The organism is Nonomuraea maheshkhaliensis (assembly GCF_039529435.1).
Classification (GTDB): domain Bacteria; phylum Actinomycetota; class Actinomycetes; order Streptosporangiales; family Streptosporangiaceae; genus Nonomuraea; species Nonomuraea maheshkhaliensis.
In genome coordinates, this window is sequence record NZ_BAAAMU010000057.1 from 8,120 (window position 1) to 25,172 (window position 17,053).

At 72.1% G+C, this 17,053-nt stretch carries 16 protein-coding genes; 9 read left to right on the plus strand and 7 right to left on the minus strand.

From position 1 onward, the window contains the following. Window positions 1-84 precede the first annotated feature (84 nt). On the minus strand, window positions 85-1,092 hold the full coding sequence (locus ABFX54_RS31810) for a tripartite tricarboxylate transporter substrate binding protein (protein WP_346110265.1): 1,008 nt from the start codon (window positions 1,090-1,092) through the stop codon (window positions 85-87). Between the two features lie 171 nt (window positions 1,093-1,263). Here ABFX54_RS31810 and ABFX54_RS31815 point away from each other — a divergent pair, with 171 nt between their 5' ends. From ABFX54_RS31815 to ABFX54_RS31825, 3 genes are all read left to right on the plus strand, one after another. Next, the gene (locus ABFX54_RS31815; RefSeq protein ID WP_346110266.1) at window positions 1,264-2,178 is read left to right on the plus strand and encodes a LysR substrate-binding domain-containing protein; all 915 of its coding nucleotides are present in this window, start codon (window positions 1,264-1,266) and stop codon (window positions 2,176-2,178) included. Between the two features lie 135 nt (window positions 2,179-2,313). Continuing rightward, complete coding sequence (gene kdgD, locus ABFX54_RS31820; RefSeq protein WP_346110267.1) at window positions 2,314-3,228, plus strand: 5-dehydro-4-deoxyglucarate dehydratase; 915 nt, start codon at window positions 2,314-2,316, stop codon at window positions 3,226-3,228. An 11-nt stretch (window positions 3,229-3,239) separates the two neighbouring features. After that, on the plus strand, window positions 3,240-4,562 hold the full coding sequence (locus tag ABFX54_RS31825; protein WP_346110268.1) for an enolase C-terminal domain-like protein: 1,323 nt from the start codon (window positions 3,240-3,242) through the stop codon (window positions 4,560-4,562). 11 nt (window positions 4,563-4,573) lie between these two features. Here ABFX54_RS31825 and ABFX54_RS31830 read toward each other — a convergent pair whose 3' ends face one another. Then, the gene (locus ABFX54_RS31830; RefSeq protein WP_346110269.1) at window positions 4,574-5,437 is read right to left on the minus strand and encodes a DUF72 domain-containing protein; all 864 of its coding nucleotides are present in this window, start codon (window positions 5,435-5,437) and stop codon (window positions 4,574-4,576) included. A gap of 82 nt (window positions 5,438-5,519) precedes the next feature. On the opposite strand from ABFX54_RS31830, the gene ABFX54_RS31835 reads away from it, so the two are divergent. Next, window positions 5,520-6,377, plus strand: coding sequence for an NAD(+)/NADH kinase (locus ABFX54_RS31835; RefSeq protein WP_346110270.1), 858 nt, complete (start codon window positions 5,520-5,522; stop codon window positions 6,375-6,377). Here the strand turns inward: ABFX54_RS31835 and ABFX54_RS31840 are convergent. Then, window positions 6,371-7,681, minus strand: coding sequence for a YibE/F family protein (locus ABFX54_RS31840; RefSeq protein ID WP_346110271.1), 1,311 nt, complete (start codon window positions 7,679-7,681; stop codon window positions 6,371-6,373). The two genes, ABFX54_RS31835 and ABFX54_RS31840, sit on opposite strands and share 7 nt — an antisense overlap. Before the next feature lie 73 nt (window positions 7,682-7,754). On the opposite strand from ABFX54_RS31840, the gene ABFX54_RS31845 reads away from it, so the two are divergent. Together ABFX54_RS31845 and ABFX54_RS31850 are read left to right on the plus strand one after the other, a co-directional pair. Further along, window positions 7,755-8,462, plus strand: a complete 708-nt coding sequence (locus ABFX54_RS31845; protein ID WP_346110272.1) for a DUF72 domain-containing protein — start codon at window positions 7,755-7,757, stop codon at window positions 8,460-8,462. Next, window positions 8,462-9,433 (plus strand): magnesium transporter CorA family protein, encoded by a 972-nt coding sequence (locus ABFX54_RS31850; RefSeq protein ID WP_346110273.1) that lies wholly within the window; start codon window positions 8,462-8,464, stop codon window positions 9,431-9,433. Before ABFX54_RS31845 ends, ABFX54_RS31850 begins: the two co-directional genes overlap by 1 nt. Here the strand turns inward: ABFX54_RS31850 and ABFX54_RS31855 are convergent. From ABFX54_RS31855 to thrS, 4 genes are all read right to left on the minus strand, one after another. Continuing rightward, window positions 9,400-9,861 (minus strand): DUF1850 domain-containing protein, encoded by a 462-nt coding sequence (locus ABFX54_RS31855; protein ID WP_346110274.1) that lies wholly within the window; start codon window positions 9,859-9,861, stop codon window positions 9,400-9,402. The two genes, ABFX54_RS31850 and ABFX54_RS31855, sit on opposite strands and share 34 nt — an antisense overlap. 11 nt (window positions 9,862-9,872) lie before the next feature. Beyond that, window positions 9,873-10,826, minus strand: a complete 954-nt coding sequence (locus tag ABFX54_RS31860; protein WP_346110275.1) for a TAXI family TRAP transporter solute-binding subunit — start codon at window positions 10,824-10,826, stop codon at window positions 9,873-9,875. After that, the gene (locus tag ABFX54_RS31865; RefSeq protein WP_346110276.1) at window positions 10,823-12,760 is read right to left on the minus strand and encodes a TRAP transporter permease; all 1,938 of its coding nucleotides are present in this window, start codon (window positions 12,758-12,760) and stop codon (window positions 10,823-10,825) included. The genes ABFX54_RS31860 and ABFX54_RS31865 overlap by 4 nt, the downstream gene beginning before the upstream one ends. Window positions 12,761-12,848: 88 nt before the next feature. Then, window positions 12,849-14,030 carry a threonine--tRNA ligase gene (gene thrS / locus ABFX54_RS31870; RefSeq protein ID WP_346110277.1) on the minus strand — a complete coding sequence of 394 codons (1,182 nt, stop codon included), beginning with the start codon at window positions 14,028-14,030 and terminating at the stop codon, window positions 12,849-12,851. Window positions 14,031-14,305: 275 nt separating this feature from the next. On the opposite strand from thrS, the gene ABFX54_RS31875 reads away from it, so the two are divergent. The 3 genes from ABFX54_RS31875 (at window position 14,306) to ABFX54_RS31885 (ending at window position 17,047) form a co-directional block, all read left to right on the plus strand. Beyond that, window positions 14,306-15,286: a helix-turn-helix transcriptional regulator gene (locus ABFX54_RS31875; protein WP_346110278.1), complete on the plus strand. Its 981-nt coding sequence runs from the start codon at window positions 14,306-14,308 to the stop codon at window positions 15,284-15,286. 100 nt (window positions 15,287-15,386) lie between these two features. Beyond that, window positions 15,387-15,731 (plus strand): YciI family protein, encoded by a 345-nt coding sequence (locus ABFX54_RS31880; protein WP_346110279.1) that lies wholly within the window; start codon window positions 15,387-15,389, stop codon window positions 15,729-15,731. 26 nt (window positions 15,732-15,757) lie between these two features. Beyond that, window positions 15,758-17,047 (plus strand): RNA polymerase sigma factor, encoded by a 1,290-nt coding sequence (locus ABFX54_RS31885; protein WP_346110280.1) that lies wholly within the window; start codon window positions 15,758-15,760, stop codon window positions 17,045-17,047. The last annotated feature ends 6 nt before the right edge of the window (window positions 17,048-17,053 follow it).

A 17,053-nucleotide genomic window follows, 5' to 3' on the forward strand; every position in this document is an offset into this window, starting at 1 on the left:
GGCCCGGGCGGGGCCGAGCCGGGGTCCGGATGAGAGGCGGTGGGGTCGGGCGGGGACATGCGCACTCCTTAGCGGGGGCCGCGCTCAGCCGGCCAGGCTGATGCCGAACTTGTCCAGCTGCGCCTTGTACGTGGTGGAGTCGTTCTGCAGGGAGGTGAGCACCTCCTGCGGCGCGACCTCCATCGGGGTGAGCGAGTTCTCCTCGTTGAACTTCTTGTACTCCGGCGTGGCGAACACCTTCTTCGCGGCGTCGAGCAGCTTGGTCTTGACGTTCTCCGGCGTGCCCTTGGGCGCGGTCAGGAAGCGGTACTGCGTCACCAGGACGTCGAAGCCCTGCTCCTTGGCCGTCTTCACGTCCGGCAGGAAGGGGATGCGCTCCTGCGAGAAGACGGCGAGCGGGACGAGCTTGCCCGCCTTGACGTTCTCGATGGCCTCGCCGATCTGCATGGTGGAGACGTCGACCTGGTTGCCCAGCAGCGCGGTCAGGGCGGGCGCGCCGCCGTCGAACGGCACGGCCGTGGCCTCGATGCCGGCGGTCTTGAACGTCAGCGCCGAGGCGAGCTGCGCGCCGGTGCCGACGCCGGTGGTGCCGTAGCGGATCGTCTTGCCGGCCTTCTTCATGTCCTCGATGGACTTGTAGCCGGACTGGGCGTTGGTCGCCATGACGTAGTCGTCGCGCGAGATGCCGGTGATGACGTCGAACGAGTCGATCTTCGTGGCCTCGGCGGCCGACACCGTGAGCGGCGTGATCGTGAAGAGCGAGGCGTTCTGCACGGCGATCTTGTAGCCGTCGGGCTTGGCCGACTGCAGCTCCTTGGCGTTGAGCGCGCCGTTGGCGCCGGGCTTGTTGAGCACGGGCGCGGAGACGCCGAGCTCCTTGGCCATGCCCTGGGCCAGCGCCCGGGTGATGAGGTCGGTCGAGCCGCCGGCGGAGGCGCCGACGCTGAACTCGATGTTGCCGGACGGATATTCGCCGTCGCCGCCACCGGAGGAGGTCGTCTTGACGCCGCCACACGCCGTCAGCGCGATCGCGGCGGCAGCGCCGGCGACGCTCACGAGGATGCGGCGGGAGGCTGGCCGAGATGTCGGCATGGACTTCTCCTTTGCCCGGGCGGAATGCCGCCCGTGGTGTGCTATGGAGCGGAGTGAGGGGGTTGCGTAAGGTTACGGCAAGGTTTCCGCTCGTCAGTCTCCGGAGACTATGGACGTGCCTCGATGCCTGTCCAGGCTCAATTTGGTATCGAATGATACTCTATGCGCATCATGCTAACACTGGATCAGATCCGGGCCTTCGTGGCCGTCGCCGAGGAGCTGCACTTCGGCCGCGCGGCCGACCGGCTGCGCATGACCCAGCCCCCGCTCAGCCGCCACATCCAGAAGCTGGAGCGCTCGGTCGGCGTGACCCTGCTGGAGCGCGACAACCGGCGCGTGGTCCTCACCGACGCCGGCCGCGCCTTCCTGGACGACGCGCGGCGCATGCTCTCGCTCGTCGACACGGCCGGCGACCGGGCCCGCAGGATCGCCAGCGGCGCGGCGGGCACCGTACGCCTCGGGTTCACCGCCGTCTCGGCGATCAGCATGCTGGGCGCGCTGCTGCGGCGGCTGTCGGAGCGGCTGCCCGAGATCGACGTCATCCTGCACGAACGGGTGACCGCCGGGCAGGTGGACGGCCTGCTGCGCGGCGAGCTCGACCTGGGCCTGGCCCGCCCGCCGTTCGACATCGCCACGCTCGACTCCCGCGTGGTCTTCCGCGAGCCGCTGTGCGCGGTGGTGCCCGCCGGGCACCGGCTGGCCGAGCTGGGCCGGCCGCTCGCGCCCGACGACTTCGACGGCCTGCCGGTGGTCAGCTACAACCCGATCCAGTCGCGTTACTTCCACGAGCTGACCGTCCGTTTCCTCACCAACGCCCATCCGCGCATCGAGCAGCAGGTGCACCAGATCCTCACCGCCGTGCTGCTCGTGGCGGCCGGCCGCGGCGTCGCCCTGGCCCCGGCCAGCGCGCGCTCGCTCGGCGTGGACGGCGTCTCCTTCTGCGACCTCGTCCGCGGCGGCGGCGACCCCCTCGACGACGGCGGCGGCTCGGGCGAACCCGTGGAGCTGCACGTCATCTGGGACCGCACCTCGACCAACCCCGCGCTCGGCCGTGTGCTGGAACTGCTGCCCGACCTGGGACCATGATGCCCTGTCGGTATCACCGGATTCAGAATCGCACTTGGACAGGAATTGTCCCACCTCCTTAGCCTGGCGAGCGTCAGACCTTACCGGCGGTGCGGGGAGATCCCACAGCCGCATGTGAAGCGAGGAGCGCCCGCGATGCCCAGTTACTCCCCACAAGAGCTCGCCACGCGGCTCAAGAGCGGCCTGCTCTCCTTCCCCGTCACGCATTTCACCGCCGAGCTGGAGTTCGACGAGGCCGCCTACCGCGATCACCTGTCCTGGCTGAGCGGATACCCGGTGGCCGGCCTGTTCGCCGCCGGCGGCACCGGCGAGGGCTTCTCGCTGACCGCCGCCGAGATCGACCGCGTGGTCCGGGCGGCGGTGGACGAGGTGAACGGCAGGCTCCCGGTCGTGGCCCCCGCCACCGGCGGCACCGCGAACGCCGTGGCCCAGGCCAAGGCGGCCGAGGCCGCCGGGGCCGACGGCTTGCTGCTGATGCCTCCTTACCTCACGGAGGCCGGTCAGGAGGGCCTGGTCGAGCACGTCTCCGCGGTCTGCGCCGCCACCGGCCTGGGCGTGATCGTCTACAGCCGGGCCAACGCCGTGCTGAACGACCGCTCCGTGGCCGCCCTGGCCGAGCGGAACGAGACGCTCGTGGGCTTCAAGGACGGCGTCGGGAACATCGAGAACCTCACCCGCATCTACGCCGCCGTCGGCGACCGCCTGGCCTACATCGGCGGCCTGCCCACGGCCGAGACCTTCGCCCTGCCGCTGCTGCAGCTCGGCATGAGCACGTACTCCTCGGCGATCTTCAACTTCGTGCCGCAGTACGCGCTCGACTTCTACGCCGACGTCCGCGCCCAGGACCGCGAGGCCGTCTACCGGCGCATCCGCGAGTTCGTCATCCCCTACCTCGACATCCGCGACCGGATGAAGGGGTACGCTGTGTCGATCATCAAGGCGGGCCTGACCGCCGTCGGCCGCCCGGCGGGGCCGGTGCGCCCGCCGCTGCAGGACCTGAAGGACGGCGAGCTCGCCGAGCTGACCGCCCTCATCAACAAGATCAGCTAGGGGCGGGGCGCATGTCACCCACCATCAGCGGCGTCGAGGTCGTCCCGGTCGCCGGGTACGACAGCATGCTGCTCAACCTCAGCGGCGCGCACGGGCCGTTCTTCACCCGCAACGTCGTCATCGTCACCGACTCCGACGGCCGCACCGGGCTGGGCGAGGTACCCGGCGGCGAGGCCATCCGCAGGACGGTCGAGGAGGCGGCCGCGCTGCTGACCGGCCGGCCGGTGGCCCGGTACCGCACGCTGCTGCGCTCGGTCGCCGAGCGGTTCGCCGGCCGCGACGCGGGCGGGCGCGGCCAGCAGACCTTCGACCTGCGCACCACCGTCCACGCCGTCACCGGCCTGGAGTCCTGCCTGCTCGACCTGCACGGCCAGTTCCTCGGCCTGCCCGTGGCCGACCTGCTCGGCGAGGGCCGGCAGCGCGACCGGGTGCCGATGCTGGGCTACCTGTTCTACGTCGGTGACCCGGGAAAGACCGATCTGCCCTACCTCGTGGACGACGGCGCCGGCGACCGCTGGTCCGAGCTGCGCCGCCGCGAGGCGCTCACCCCCGACGCGGTGGTCGCGCTGGCCGAGGCCGCCCAGGAGCGCTACGGCTTCACCGACTTCAAGCTCAAGGGCGGCGTGCTGGCCGGTGAGCAGGAGATCGAGGCGGTCACGGCGCTGGCCCGCCGCTTCCCCGACGCCCGCGTCACCCTCGACCCCAACGGCGGCTGGCCGCTGGCCGACGCCGTCCGGCTCTGCCGGGGGCTCGGCGGCGTCCTGGCCTACGCCGAAGACCCATGTGGGGCGGAGGGCCGTTTCTCGGGCCGGGAGACCATGGCCGAGTTCAAGCGGGCCACCGGGCTGCCGACGGCGACCAACATGATCGCCACCGACTGGCGGGAGCTGGCCCACGCCGTCCGGTCGGACGCCGTGGACATCCCGCTCGCCGACCCGCACTTCTGGACCATGGCGGGGTCGGTGCGGGTGGCCCAGCTCTGCCACGACTTCGGGCTGACGTGGGGCTCGCACTCCAACAACCACTTCGACATCTCACTCGCGATGTTCACCCACGTCGGGGCCGCCGCTCCGGGCGAGATCACGGCGCTGGACACGCACTGGATCTGGCAGGACGGCCAGGCGCTGACGACGAAGCCGTTCCAGATCACCGGCGGCGCGATCGACGTGCCCACCACGCCGGGGCTCGGCGTCGAGCTGGACCGGGAGGCGCTGGAGCGGGCGCACGAGCTCTACCTGCGCCACGGCCTCGGCGCCCGCGACGACGCCGTGGCCATGCGGTATCTGGTGGAGGGCTGGGTGTTCGACCCGAAGCGCCCCTGCCTCGTTCGCTGACCCTCCTCTTCTCAGAAGAGGGTCAGCGGCTCGTCGGGGCTCTCCAGGGGCATCGGCTCGGGCAGCGGGGCCAGCGCGGGGACGCGGGCGCGCACCTCGTCGTGGAAACGGCGGGCCAGCCGCGGCGCCTCCGCGTTGTCCGGCGTGTGCACGAACACGGTGGGCGAGCGCCCCTCGCGCAGCCACTCCGCCACCGTCTCCACCCACGGCCGCCAGCCCTCGGCCGTCCGCTCCTCGTCGTCGCGCCCGAGGTAGCGGACGATCGGGTGCGCGGTGAGCGCGTGGGTCCGCCGGGGCACGCGCGGCTTCTTCGTCCAGGCGTCACGCTCGGCGTCGCTGGTGGGCGGGCTGGCGAACATCACGGTCGTGTCGAACGGGACCCACTCGGCCGAGACGGCCGCCAGCACCCGCTCCAGCAGCCGCGCCGAGCGCTCGTCCTCGAAGAAGGCGCGGTGACGCACCTCGACGGCGTAGCGGTGCCCGCCGGGCAGCGCGCGCAGGAACGCGGCCAGGGCGCCCACGTCGGCAGGGGAGAAGGAGCCGGGGAGCTGGATCCAGAACGCGTGCACGCGCGGGCCCAGCGGCTCCATGACGTCCAGGAACGCGGCCACCTCCGCCTCGGCGCCCCTGAGGCGGCGTTCGTGGGTGATCGGCTTCGGCAGCTTGATCACGAACCGGAAGCCGGGGTCGGTCTGGGCCGCCCAGGACTCCACCGTCGCCCGTGACGGGGTCGCGTAGAACGTGGTGTTGCCCTCCACCGCGTCGCACCAGCTCGCGTAGGCCCGCAGGCGGTCGCCCTGGTCGAGGTGGCCGGGCAGGAAACGTCCGCGCCAGCGCGCGTGTGTCCACATCGCGCATCCCACGTGAAGCCGCATGGATCCGACGTTAGCGGAGATCACGCGAGGGGACGCCGGGCCGCTGGCGGGCCGGCGTCCCCGGCCGTCGTAAGGTGGGCGCATGGGCATGATCGGGACGGTCGGGCTGGTGCTGCATCCCCGCCGCGACTCCAAGCAGGCGATCGACACGATCCTGCGGTGGGCCGCCGGCAAGGGCGCCACCGTGCTCGGCCTGCCCGAGGAGGTGGGCCGCATCGACTGCACCGCCGTGCCGGTCGACGCCGCCAGCATGGTGGAGCGGGCCGACCTGCTGGTGGGGCTGGGCGGCGACGGCACGATGCTGCGCACCATGCGGCTGCTGGCCGGGCGGCCGACCCCCATCCTCGGCGTCAACCTCGGGCGGCTCGGGTTCCTGGCCGAGATCGACGTGGACGAGCTGTCCGAGACGTTGTCGGCGATCGACGCGCACGAATACAGCATCGAGCCGCGCATGGCCATCCGCTGCATCGTGGCGGGCGCGAGCGTGACGGCCTTCAACGACATCGCCCTCGTCAGGACCCCCGGCGACGGGCTGGCCGGCGTGTCCGTCACCCCGTCGGGCAGCCCCTTCGTCCGCTACGCCGCCGACGCCGTCATCGTGGCCACCTCCACCGGCTCGACCGCCTACAGCTTCTCCGCCGGAGGGCCGATCGTCTCGCCCAGGGTCGAGGCGATCCTCGTCGTGGCCGCCGCCGCCCACTCCTCCTTCAACCGGGCCCTGGTGCTGCCCGCAGACGAGGAGGTGACGCTGCAGGTGCTGCCGAGCAGCGGGCGGCTGGCGGTGGAGGTCGACGGGGCCGTCATGGGGCATCTGTGCCCCGGCGACAGCCTGACGGTCACCGCCTGGCCGGGCGCGGCCAACGTGGTCCGGGTGGGCACCACCTTCTACGAACGCGCCCGGCGCAAGCTGCGCGTGGACGGCAGCGCCGAAGCCTACTGACGCCGGCGGGGCGTGAAGAAGTCGGTGTCGTCCGGCTGCGGTGCGAAGAAGCCCTCGTCCTTCCGCGCCCGCCGATGCGAGCCGACCCGTTCCTTGGGGGGCTCCTGAGGTTCCTGAGACTCGTGGGACGTGGACTCGGGAAGGTCGCGGTGGCGGGAGGCCGTCAGGGCGGCCAGGGCCGTGGTGATGGGGACGGCCGCGATGAGGCCGAGCGTGCCGACGATGCTGCGGACGATCTCCTGCGCGATGACCGGCGTCGTCATCACCTCGCCCAGCGGCTGCCGCCCGATGCTGAACAGCAGCAGCAGCGGCAGCGACGCCCCCGCGTACGCCAGGATGATCGTGTTGATCACCGAGGCGATGTGCGCGCGCCCGATGCGGCCGGCCGCCCGGTAGAGGCGGGCGAAGCCGTAGGACGGGTTGGCGCGGGCGAGCTCGGCCACCGTCACCGCCTGCGTGACCGTGACGTCGTCGAGCACGCCGAGCGCGCCGATGATGATGCTGGCCAGCAGCAGCCCCTGCGTGTCGAGCGACAGGCTCATGTCCAGGGCGAGCGCGCTGTCGTCGGTGATCCCGTTGAGCCGGGCGAACCCCAGCGCGCCGTACGACAGCAGCCCGGTGAGCGCCAGGCTGGCCAGCGTGCCCAGCACCGCCACGGACGTGGACAGCGAGAACCCGTGGGTCAGATAGAGGACCGCCAGCATGATCGCCGCCGCCCCCACGATGGCCACCAGCATGGGCGGCCGCCCCTCCAGGATCCCGGGGATGACGAACGTCAGCAGCAGCACGAACGTCACCCCCAGCCCCACCAGCGCCGTCACCCCGCGCCAGCGCCCGAACGCGATCACCGCCAGCGCGAACGCGGCCCCGAACAGCCACAGCGGCAGCGCCCGGTCGTGGTCGGAGATCTGGTAGGCCCCGTCGGGCCCGCGCAGCAGGATCACGTCGTCATCCACGGTGAAGCGCTGCGCGCCCGGCCCGCCCGGCAGCCGCAGCTCGACGTCCTTGCCCGCGTCGGGGCCGTCCCCGACCTTGACGACGGCCTGGCCGCACGTGGCGGGGTCGGGCGCGGGCAGTCCCTCGGAAGGGGCTGGGCAGCGGCCGAGCGTGACCCCGACCACGGTGCCGGTGAGCCGCTCGACGCCGCCCTCGGCGGGCGCGGCGCCCTTGCCGGCGCCGTCGGGCCACAGCCACAGCAGCGCGGTCAGCGTGATGATCGCCAGCGGCACCAGGACGGCCAGACCGGCCATCACCGTGCGGCGCGAACGGGGTACGGCGGTGCCGTGGACGTGATTGGCGCCCATCGCGTGAAAGGTCCTCCTCAGCAGACGACTCAGGACAGTACTGCACCCGGGCCTCCGGGGTAGGGCCAACGGCATGACCTGGCTGGTGGGCACTTCCGGATGGCAGTACAAAGACTGGCGCGGGCCCCTGTATCCGCCGGGCGTGCCGCAGCGGCTCTGGCTGGAGACGTACGCGGCGGAGTTCCCCACCGTCGAGAGCAACAACGCCTTCTACCGGCTGCCGAGCCCCGAGTCGTTCGCCTCCTGGCGCGACCGCACGCCGCCCGGCTTCGTGATGGCGGTCAAGGCGAGCAGGTTCCTCACCCACATCAAGCGGCTGGCCGACCCCGAGGAGCCGGTCGCCCGCCTGATGGGCGCCGCCTCGGAGCTGAAGGACAAGCTCGGCCCGATCCTGCTGCAACTGCCGCCGACGCTGAAGGCCGACCCTGACCGGCTCGACCGGTGCCTGGCCTGCTTCCCCGGCCACGTCAGGGTGGCCGTCGAGCCGCGCCACCCGTCGTGGTGGAGCGAGGAGGTGCGCGCGATCCTGACCGCCCGCTCGGCCGCGCTGTGCTGGGCCGACCGCCGCGGCCGCCCCACCGGCCCGCTCTGGCGCACCACCGGCTGGGGCTACGTACGCCTGCACGAGGGCCGCGCGGGCTTCGAGTACGGCGAGCGCGCCCTGCGGACCTGGGCGGGCCGGATCCGCGAGGCCGGCTGGCCGGACGCCTACGTCTACTTCAACAACGATCCGGGAGGGGCCGCCGTGCGTAACGCGAGACGATTTGCCACACTCCTCTAGTGCTGCACACGCGTCTCTACCGGAACGGCGTCCTCGAGAAGGAGGGTTTTCCCATCGAGGAGGTCTCCGACCATGTGCCGAGCCAGGGCAACACGGTCTGGTTCGACCTGTGCGCGCCCTCGCCGGCCGACCTCGCGCTGATCAGCGAGGAGCTGGGGCTGCACGAGCTGGCCGTCGAGGACGTCTTCTCCGACCACCAGCGGCCGAAGGTGGACGTCTACGACAACCACCTGTTCATCACCGTCTACGGGCTGCACCTCGAAGAGGGCAGGCTGCACCCCGTCGAGGTCGACATCTTCGTCACCGGCAACGCCCTGGTCACCGTCAGGGAGAGCGAGCACTTCCCCATCGACGAGGTGATCAGGCGCTGGGACGCCAACTCCCGCATGACCCGCCACGGCGTCACGTTCCTGCTGCACGGCCTGCTCGACTACGTCGTGGACAGCCAGTTCGAGCTGGTGCAGGACCTCGACGCTCAGGCGGAGGCGCTGGAGGACGACCTGTTCGAAGGGCAGGTGCACGACGCCAGGGAGCTGCAACGCTCCCTGTTCGTCCTGCGCAAGAACACCACCAGGCTGCGCAAGATCGTGCTGCCGATGCGGGAGGTGATCGCCACCCTGATGCGCCGCGACCAGGACCTGCTCGCCGATCCCCAGATGATGCCCTACTACCAGGACGTCCTCGACCACGTCCTGCGCGCGACCGAGTGGGTGGAGGCGGTCCGCGACATGCTCGCGAACGCCGCCGATACCCGACTGGCCCAGCAGGGCTTCCGGCTCAACGAGATCATGAAGCGGCTCACGGGCTGGGCCGCGATCATCGCGGTGCCCACCATGATCACCGGCTTCTACGGGCAGAACGTCCCGTATCCCGGCTCGGGGACGTCCTGGGGCTTCTGGGTGTCCACGGTCCTGGTGGCGGTGACGTCGGTGGCGCTCTACTCGGTGTTCAAGAAGAAGGACTGGCTGTAGGGCGGGCGGCAGGGCTCGCCCCGCGTGCCGGGCGTGAGCCGCACCGCCAGGCGCACCTCGCCCTCGGCGGGGAAGAGGGGCAGGCAGCGCCCGCCGGAGATCACGGTCCTGCGCCCGATCGAGGTCGTGAGCAGCGACAGCGACTCGTACGCGACCGGCTCGGCCAGCACCAGCTTCCACAGACCCCCGGGGCCGCGGACGCGCTCGCCCTCCACCGCGTAGTAGTCGAGCACGCCCTCGTTGCGCGAGAGCACCTCCCGCATGGTGAACCGGCGGCCCTCCACGGTGAACACCTCCGCGGAGGGCGCCCGGTAGATCGAATGCACGTACCCGATCGCGAAGCGGCCCCCGACGACCGGCAGGCCGTTCACGGTCAGGTGGCCGGCGCCGCCGCCGGAGTCGAGCGCCGCCACGACGGCCAGCGCCACGAGCAGCCGGGTCAGGCCTTCTCCTTGTAGTAACGCGCCGCGCCGGGGTGCAGCTCGACCGGGGCCACCTGCTGGCCCAGCGCCGGGTCCAGCTTCTTGGCCTCCGGGTGCACGGCCGACAGCTCCGCCTTCTTCTCGAACAGCGTCTTGGTGATGTCGTACGCGAGCTGCTCGTCCATCGAGTCGGGCACCAGCAGCACGTTCGCGATGCCGACGGTCTTGACCGCGCCGGTCAGCTTGTAGAGCGTCAGGTCCACGTCGAGCGGCACGTACTGCTGGCCGTAGGTGGCCTGCATCTTCTGCAGCACGTCGGTGGTGTCGAGGATCTTGATGTCCGGCTTGCTCGCGGCCAGGTCGGTGATGCCCGCCGTGGGCAGGCCGCCGACCCAGAAGAAGGCGTCGATGGTGCCGTCCTTGGCGGCCTGCACCGACTCGTTGATCGACAGCTGCTGCTTGGTGACGTCGGCGTCGGGATCGATCCCGGCCGCCTCCAGCACGCGCCGCGCGATCACCTGGGAGCCGGAGTTGGCCGGCCCGAGCGAGACGCGCTTGCCCTTCAGGTCGGCGACCCTGTTCGCGGCGACGCCGGGGGCGACCACCAGGTGGGTGTAGTTGTCGTAGATGCGGGCCAGGGCCTTGATCGGCTGCTTGCCGGTGAAGGTGTCCTTGCCGTTGACGGCGTCGGCGGCGGTGTCGGCCTGGGAGAAGCCGAGCTGGGCCTTGCCGGAGACCAGGAGCTTGATGTTCTCGACCGAGGCCGAGGTGACCGACGCGGTGGCTTGAGTGCCGGGGATGTTCGCCGACAGCTGCTTGGCCAGGCCGCCGCCGTACACGTAGTAGACGCCGGTCGTGCCGCCGGTGGCGATGAAGATCCGGTTGCCCGAGCCCCCTCGCACGCCACCGCCTCCGCAACCCGCCGCCGCCAACAGGAGTGCGGTGGCGACTATCGTGAGTATCCGCTTCACGCTGGGTCCCTTCTCCTTCTTCTGACGAGATGCACGACGGCGGCCACCCCGAGGACGGCCAGACCGGCGACGATCGGAACAGGTTCGAGAAAGAGCAGGAGCACGGCGGCCACCGCCGCCAGCAGGCGTTCCGGCCAGGCGGCCATCCCGCCCGTGGCCACGGCCAGGGCGGCGACCGCGACCGCGGAGACGGCGGTCATCAGCAGCACGGTCCCGATCGGCCCCTGCCCGAGCAGCGCCTGCCCGTTCGGCGTCAGCACGAAGGCGAACGGCACCAGGAAGGCCGGCAGCGTGTAGCGCCAGGTCATCATCATGGTCTTGTACGTGTTCCCGCCGGTGATCGCCGCCGCCGCGACGGCCGACAGGGCGGTCGGCGGGCTCACCTCCGACAGCACCGCGTAGTAGAAGATGAACATGTACGCCTCGGGCCGCTCCACGCCGAGTTCGAAGAGCGCCGGCGCGATGATGACCGCCGTGATGATGAAGCTGGCCGTCACCGGCACGGCCAGGCCGAGCAGCAGCACCGCCAGCGCCGCCATGACCGTGGTGAGCACCAGGTTGCCCGCGCCGATGCCGATGATGATGTCGGCGAGGTCCTGGCCGAGGCCGGTCAGCGTGATCGCCCCGACGATGATGCCGGCCGCGGCGCAGACCGCGGTCACGGGCAGCACCTCCAGCGTGCCCCTGGCCAGCGCCTGACCGATCCGCTTGGGGCCCATCCGGTGCTTCGGGTCGAGGAACGACAGCAGGAACGCGGCCGCCGTGGCGATCACCACCGACTGGAACGCCGAGCGGTCCAGCGCCATCAGCACGACGATGAGGATGAGCGAGCTGAAGTGGTAGCCGAAGCGCAGCAGCAGCCGCCCGATCCTGGGCGCGTCCACGTCCACGGTGTGGGTGCCGAAGCGGCGCGAGTCGATCTCGATGGCCAGGAAGATGCCCAGGTAGTACAGGATCGTGGGGATCGTCGCGTACAGCAGGACCTGGAGATAGCCCGTGCCGAGATATTCGGCGATGATGAACGCCGCCGCGCCCAGCGTGGGCGGCGACAGGATGGCGCCGATGCCCCCGGCCGCGAGGATCCCGCCGGCCGCCTCCTTCGGATAGCCGGCCCGCCGCAGCACGGGCCAGGCCACGCTGCCCAGGCTGACCGTGGTGGCCACGCCCGAGCCCGAGACGGTGCCGAGCAGGAATCCGGCCGTGGTGACCGTGCGGCCGGGGGCGGCCCGTGATCTGCGGAAGGCGGCGAAGCTCAGGTCGATGAAGAACGCGCTCGCGCCCGAGTGGTCGAGCACCGCGCCGTAGATGGTGAACAGGATGATGTAGCTGGCGGCGACCTGCATCGGCACCCCGAAGAAGCCCTCGGTGCCGGTGTAGAGCTGCGAGACGATCCAGTCGATCGGCAGCGCCGCGATGTAGTAGGTGTAGAGCAGGAACAGCACGCAGATGACGGAGAAGATGGCGCCGACGGTCCTGCGTACCGCCTCCAGCAGCAGCACCGTCAGCGCCACGCCCGCAAGGATGTCCAGGTCGGTCATCGCCGCGCCCGAGCCGCGGTCGCGGAAGCCGTCCATGTCGGCCAGCGGATAGACCAGCACGGCCAGCGACGCCGCCGCCAGCAACCAGTCGGCCACGGTCGGCCACTCCGTCCCGCCCTCGCGGGGGGCGGGCGCGGGACGCCGCAGCAGCCGCCGCATCCGCGCGGCCAGCCCCGAGCGGTAGCAGAGGAAGACCAGCGGCAGCGCCACCGCCAGGAACGTCATCCGGTGCTCGATCGCCTCCACCGGGCGGAACACCACCAGCAGCGAATAGACCGACAGCAGGCCGCCCACGACCCAGACACCGAGCCGGAGCGGCCCGCCCAGCTGCCGGGCCGGACGCTCCTGCTCGTGTGCCGAGAGCAACTCGGCCTCACGGTCGCTCAGCTCGGTCAAGTCTTCCTCCCCGACACGGCGTTGCAGGGACTGTACGAGCCGGTTACACGCTTCGGGAACCCTCCGTTATTAGATTGATCTCCATTGATCAGCCGAACGGCCGCGATCTTGCGGCGAGCTGCTCGACCGGCACCTCGCCGGCCTGGCTGCCGTCACGCATCCGCACCGCCGCGCCCCCGCTCGCCGCCTCACGCGGCCCCACCACGAGCTGGTACGGCACCAGCCGGTGCGCCCTGATCCTGGCCCCCAGGCTGCCCCGGTCGGCCGGCGCCAGCTCCGCCCGCAGCCCCGAGGCCACGCAGCGGCGCAGCACCTCACGCGCGGCCGGCAGCTCGGCGTCCGACAGCGGCAGCACCACGGCCTGCACGGGCGCCATCCAGGCGGGGAACGCGCCGCCGTGCGCCTCGACCAGGTGCGCGACCAGCCGCTCGATGCCGCCGACGACGCTGCGGTGCACCATGACGGGCCGCCCGCCGCCCGCGTAACGCAGGTCGAAGCGCTCCGGCTGGAAGTAGTCCACCTGGACGGTGGACAGGGTGGACTCGCGGCCGGCCGGATCCTCGATCTGGATGTCGATCTTCGGGCCGTAGAAGGCGCCCTCGCCGCGTTCCTCGTCGTACGCGCGCCCGCGTTCCTCCAGCACGTCGCGCAGCAGCGACTCCGAGCGCGCCCACATGGCGGGGTCGTCCACGAACTTGGCGCCCTCGCCGCGCAGCGACAGCCGGTAGCGGGCGGCCCTGATGCCGAGCCGCGCGTGCGCGGCCTCGATCAGGTCGAGCGCCGCCGACACCTCCTGCGCGGCCTGCTCGGGCGCGCAGAAGACGTGGCCGTCGTTGAGCTGGATGGCCCGCACCCTGCTGAGCCCGCCGAGCACCCCGGACAGCTCGGAGCGGTACATGCCGCCCAGCTCGGCGATCCGCAGCGGCAGGTCACGACGGCTGCGCGGGCGCGAGCGGCAGATCAGCGCGTGGTGCGGGCACAGGCTCGGCCGCAGCACGAACTCCTCCCCGCCCACCCTCATGGGCGGCCACATGTCCTCGGCGTAGTGGGCCCAGTGGCCCGATCGCTCGTAGAGCTCGCGTTTGCCCAGCACCGGCGAGTTGACGTGCTGGTAGCCGTTGCGGCGTTCCAGCTCGTAGACGTAGTCCTCGATCGCCTTGCGCACCGCGGCGCCGGCGGGCAGCCAGTAGGGCAGGCCGGAGCCGATCAGCGGGTCGGTGTCGAAGATGCCCAGCTCGCGGCCGAGCCTGCGATGGTCGTTCATGATCATCCTTTCCGGGGAAAGGGCGAACGACCAGGCTCCCGGGCGTCCGCCCGGGAAGCATGCGATCAGCGCGCCGGGACGGTGTCCGGCGTCGTCGTGACGAGAGCGCGCTGCATGCGTACGACCATAGCACCCGGCCCCGCGGGCCGTCCCCGGCCGGGATTCGGCAAAGCCACGGGCGGAAATCGGCAAATGATATAAAGAGCTGCATGGGCCGGAGCGGCGATGGCCACAGCGGCACGGGCCGCGCCGGCGTGGATCGTGGTAGCGCGGACCGTGGCGTGGGCGGCGACGGCGTGATCACCGTGGACGCGCGCCAGGTGCAGGCGTTCGCCGAGGTCGGCTACCAGGTCGCGGGCGGCGGCGGCGCCCACGGGGCGATGGCGGCGCTGCGCCGCGTGGTCCCGCTCGACGCCTACGAGTTCGTCGCCTACGACCCCGCCACCGGGCGCCACCACAGCGTCGTCTCCGACGGCCATCCGCGCATCGACCACGACGCGGCCGAGGAATACGCCGGCCTTGAGGCGTACCGCAGGGCCATGACCACCCGCGCGCCGGTCGGCATGCCCGAGCCCGGCACCGAGCGCTACTTCCGCCGCCACCTGGCCCCCTACGGCTGGCGGGCCGGGCTGACCGCGCCGCTCTTCCTCGACGAGGGCCGCTACACGGGGCTGCTGCACCTGGCGACCAGAGACGCCTTCCCCCGGCGCACCGGAGCCCTGGTGAGCGCGGTCAGCCCCATGCTGGCGCACCTCACCGACCTCAACCGGTGCGTGATCGACCCGGTCGGGCTGCCGCCCGACTTCCGCGCGGTGGCCTTCGACCGGCTCGGCACGCGGCGCGAGGTGCCCGGGCGCGAGATCCCGGCCGCGCTGCGCGACGACCCGGCGATGGCCGCCTGCGCGCGCGAGTTCATCGACTCGCGCGAGCTCAGCAGGCACGGGCTCTGGCTCGGCGCCGGCGGCCGCTGGCACGAGGTGCGGCTGCTGCGGGCGGGCGTCGGCTACCAGGGCACGCTGCAGGGCGCGGTGGCGGCCGAGCGGCCGTGCGTGCTGCCGTACGAGCTGACCGGCCGCGAGCTCGACGTGCTCACCCGGGTGGCGGCCGGCGACTCCAACCCGCAGATCGCGGCCGCGCTCGTGCTCAGCGTGCGCACGGTCACCACCCACCTGGAGCACATCTTCGCCAAGCTGGGCTGCGACAGCCGCACCCGCCTGACCACCAAAGCGCTGGCCGAAGGCCTGTGCCGGCTCGACGTGTGAAACTTCTTCCCTGGACCTGTCCTTCCGCCCGGACGCCGTTCGTCGTCATAGGGAAGCGGCGGACGGCGCCGCGGGGAACGACGACACAGGAGAGCCGGATATGAAGTACATGCTGCTCATCAACAGCCCCACCACGGACGAGCCCAACTGCGACGCGGCGTCGTTCGAGGAGTGGGTGACCTACGACAAGACCGTCAAGGAGTCGGGCGTCTTCGTCTCGGGCCACTCGCTGGCCGACCTCACCACCGCCACCGTCGTCCGGGTGAACGCGGCGGGGGAGCGGGCCATCACCGACGGGCCGTTCGCCGAGACGCGGGAGGTGCTCGGCGGCTACTTCGTGATCGACGTGCCCGACCTCGACGTGGCGCTCGACTGGGCGGCCCGCTGTCCGGGCGCGCGCGGGGGCGGCTCGGTCGTGGTCCGCCCGATCGCCGACTTCGACTGACCCGATCCGGCCGAGGGCGTGAGGTGATGGCGGCTGTGGGCGAGGACGAGGGCTCGATGGGCCCGGTGGAGGCGGCGGGGAGCTCCGTCGAGGCGGTCTTTCGCGAGGAGCGTGGGCGGCTGCTCGCCGCCCTGGTCCGCCGCTTCGGCGACCTGGACCTGGCCGAGGAGGTCGCCTCTGAGGCGATCGAGGCGGCGCTGGTGCACTGGCCGGCCGGCGGGGTCCCGTCGAAGCCCGGCGCGTGGCTGCTGACCACCGCCCGGCGCAAGGCCGTCGACCGGCTGCGGCGCGACCGCGCGTACGCCGCCCGCCTCGCCGTCCTCCAGGTTGAGGCCGACCGCGCCGCCCCCGCCCCACCCGCAGACACCGCCGCCGACACGGGAGGAGAGCTGCCCGACGAGCGGCTGCAGCTCTTCTTCACCTGCGCCCACCCCGCACTGCCCGCCGAGGACCGCATCGCGCTGACCCTGCGCTGCCTGGCCGGCCTCACCACCCCCGAGGTCGCGCGCGCCCTCCTGCTCCCGCCCGCCACCATGGCCAAGCGGATCGTCAGGGCCAAGAAGAAGATCCGCGAGGCGCGCATCCCGTTCCGCGTGCCGGGCGCGGACGAGCTGCCCGACCGGCTGCCGGGCGTGCTCCAGGTGATCTACTCGATCTACACCGAGGGGTACGCGGCCAGCTCGGGCCCCGGCCTGCTCCGGGTCGACGTGGCCGAGGAGGCCATCAGGCTGGCCAGGATCCTGCGCCGGCTGCTGCCCGGCGAGCGTGAGGTGGCCGGGCTGCTCGGGCTGATGCTGCTGACCCACGCCCGCCGCGCCGCCAGGATCGGCCCCGGCGGCGAGCTGGTCCTGCTCGGCGACCAGGACCGCGCGCTGTGGGACCGTCCGATGATCGAGGAGGGGCAGGCGCTGGTGGTCACCGCACTCACCGGCGGCTCGCCAGGGCCGTACGGCGTGCAGGCCGCCATCGCCGCACTGCACGACGAGGCCCCCGGCTGGCCGGCCACCGACTGGCCGCAGATCGTGGCGCTGTACGACGTGCTGCTCGCGCTCGCGCCGTCCCCGGTGGTGGCGCTCAACCGGGCGGTGGCGGTGGCCATGCGCGACGGGCCCGAAGCGGGGCTCGCGCTGCTCGACGAGCTGGCCGGGGAGCAGCGGCTGCGCGGCTACCACCCGTACGCGCTGGCCCGGGCCGACCTGCTGCGGCGGCTGGGCCGCCGCCGCGAGGCCGCCGCGGCCTACCGGGAGGCGCTCGCCACGGCCGGCACCGAGCCGGAGCGGGCCCACCTGCGCCGCAGACTGCGGTCCTGCGAGTGAGCAACC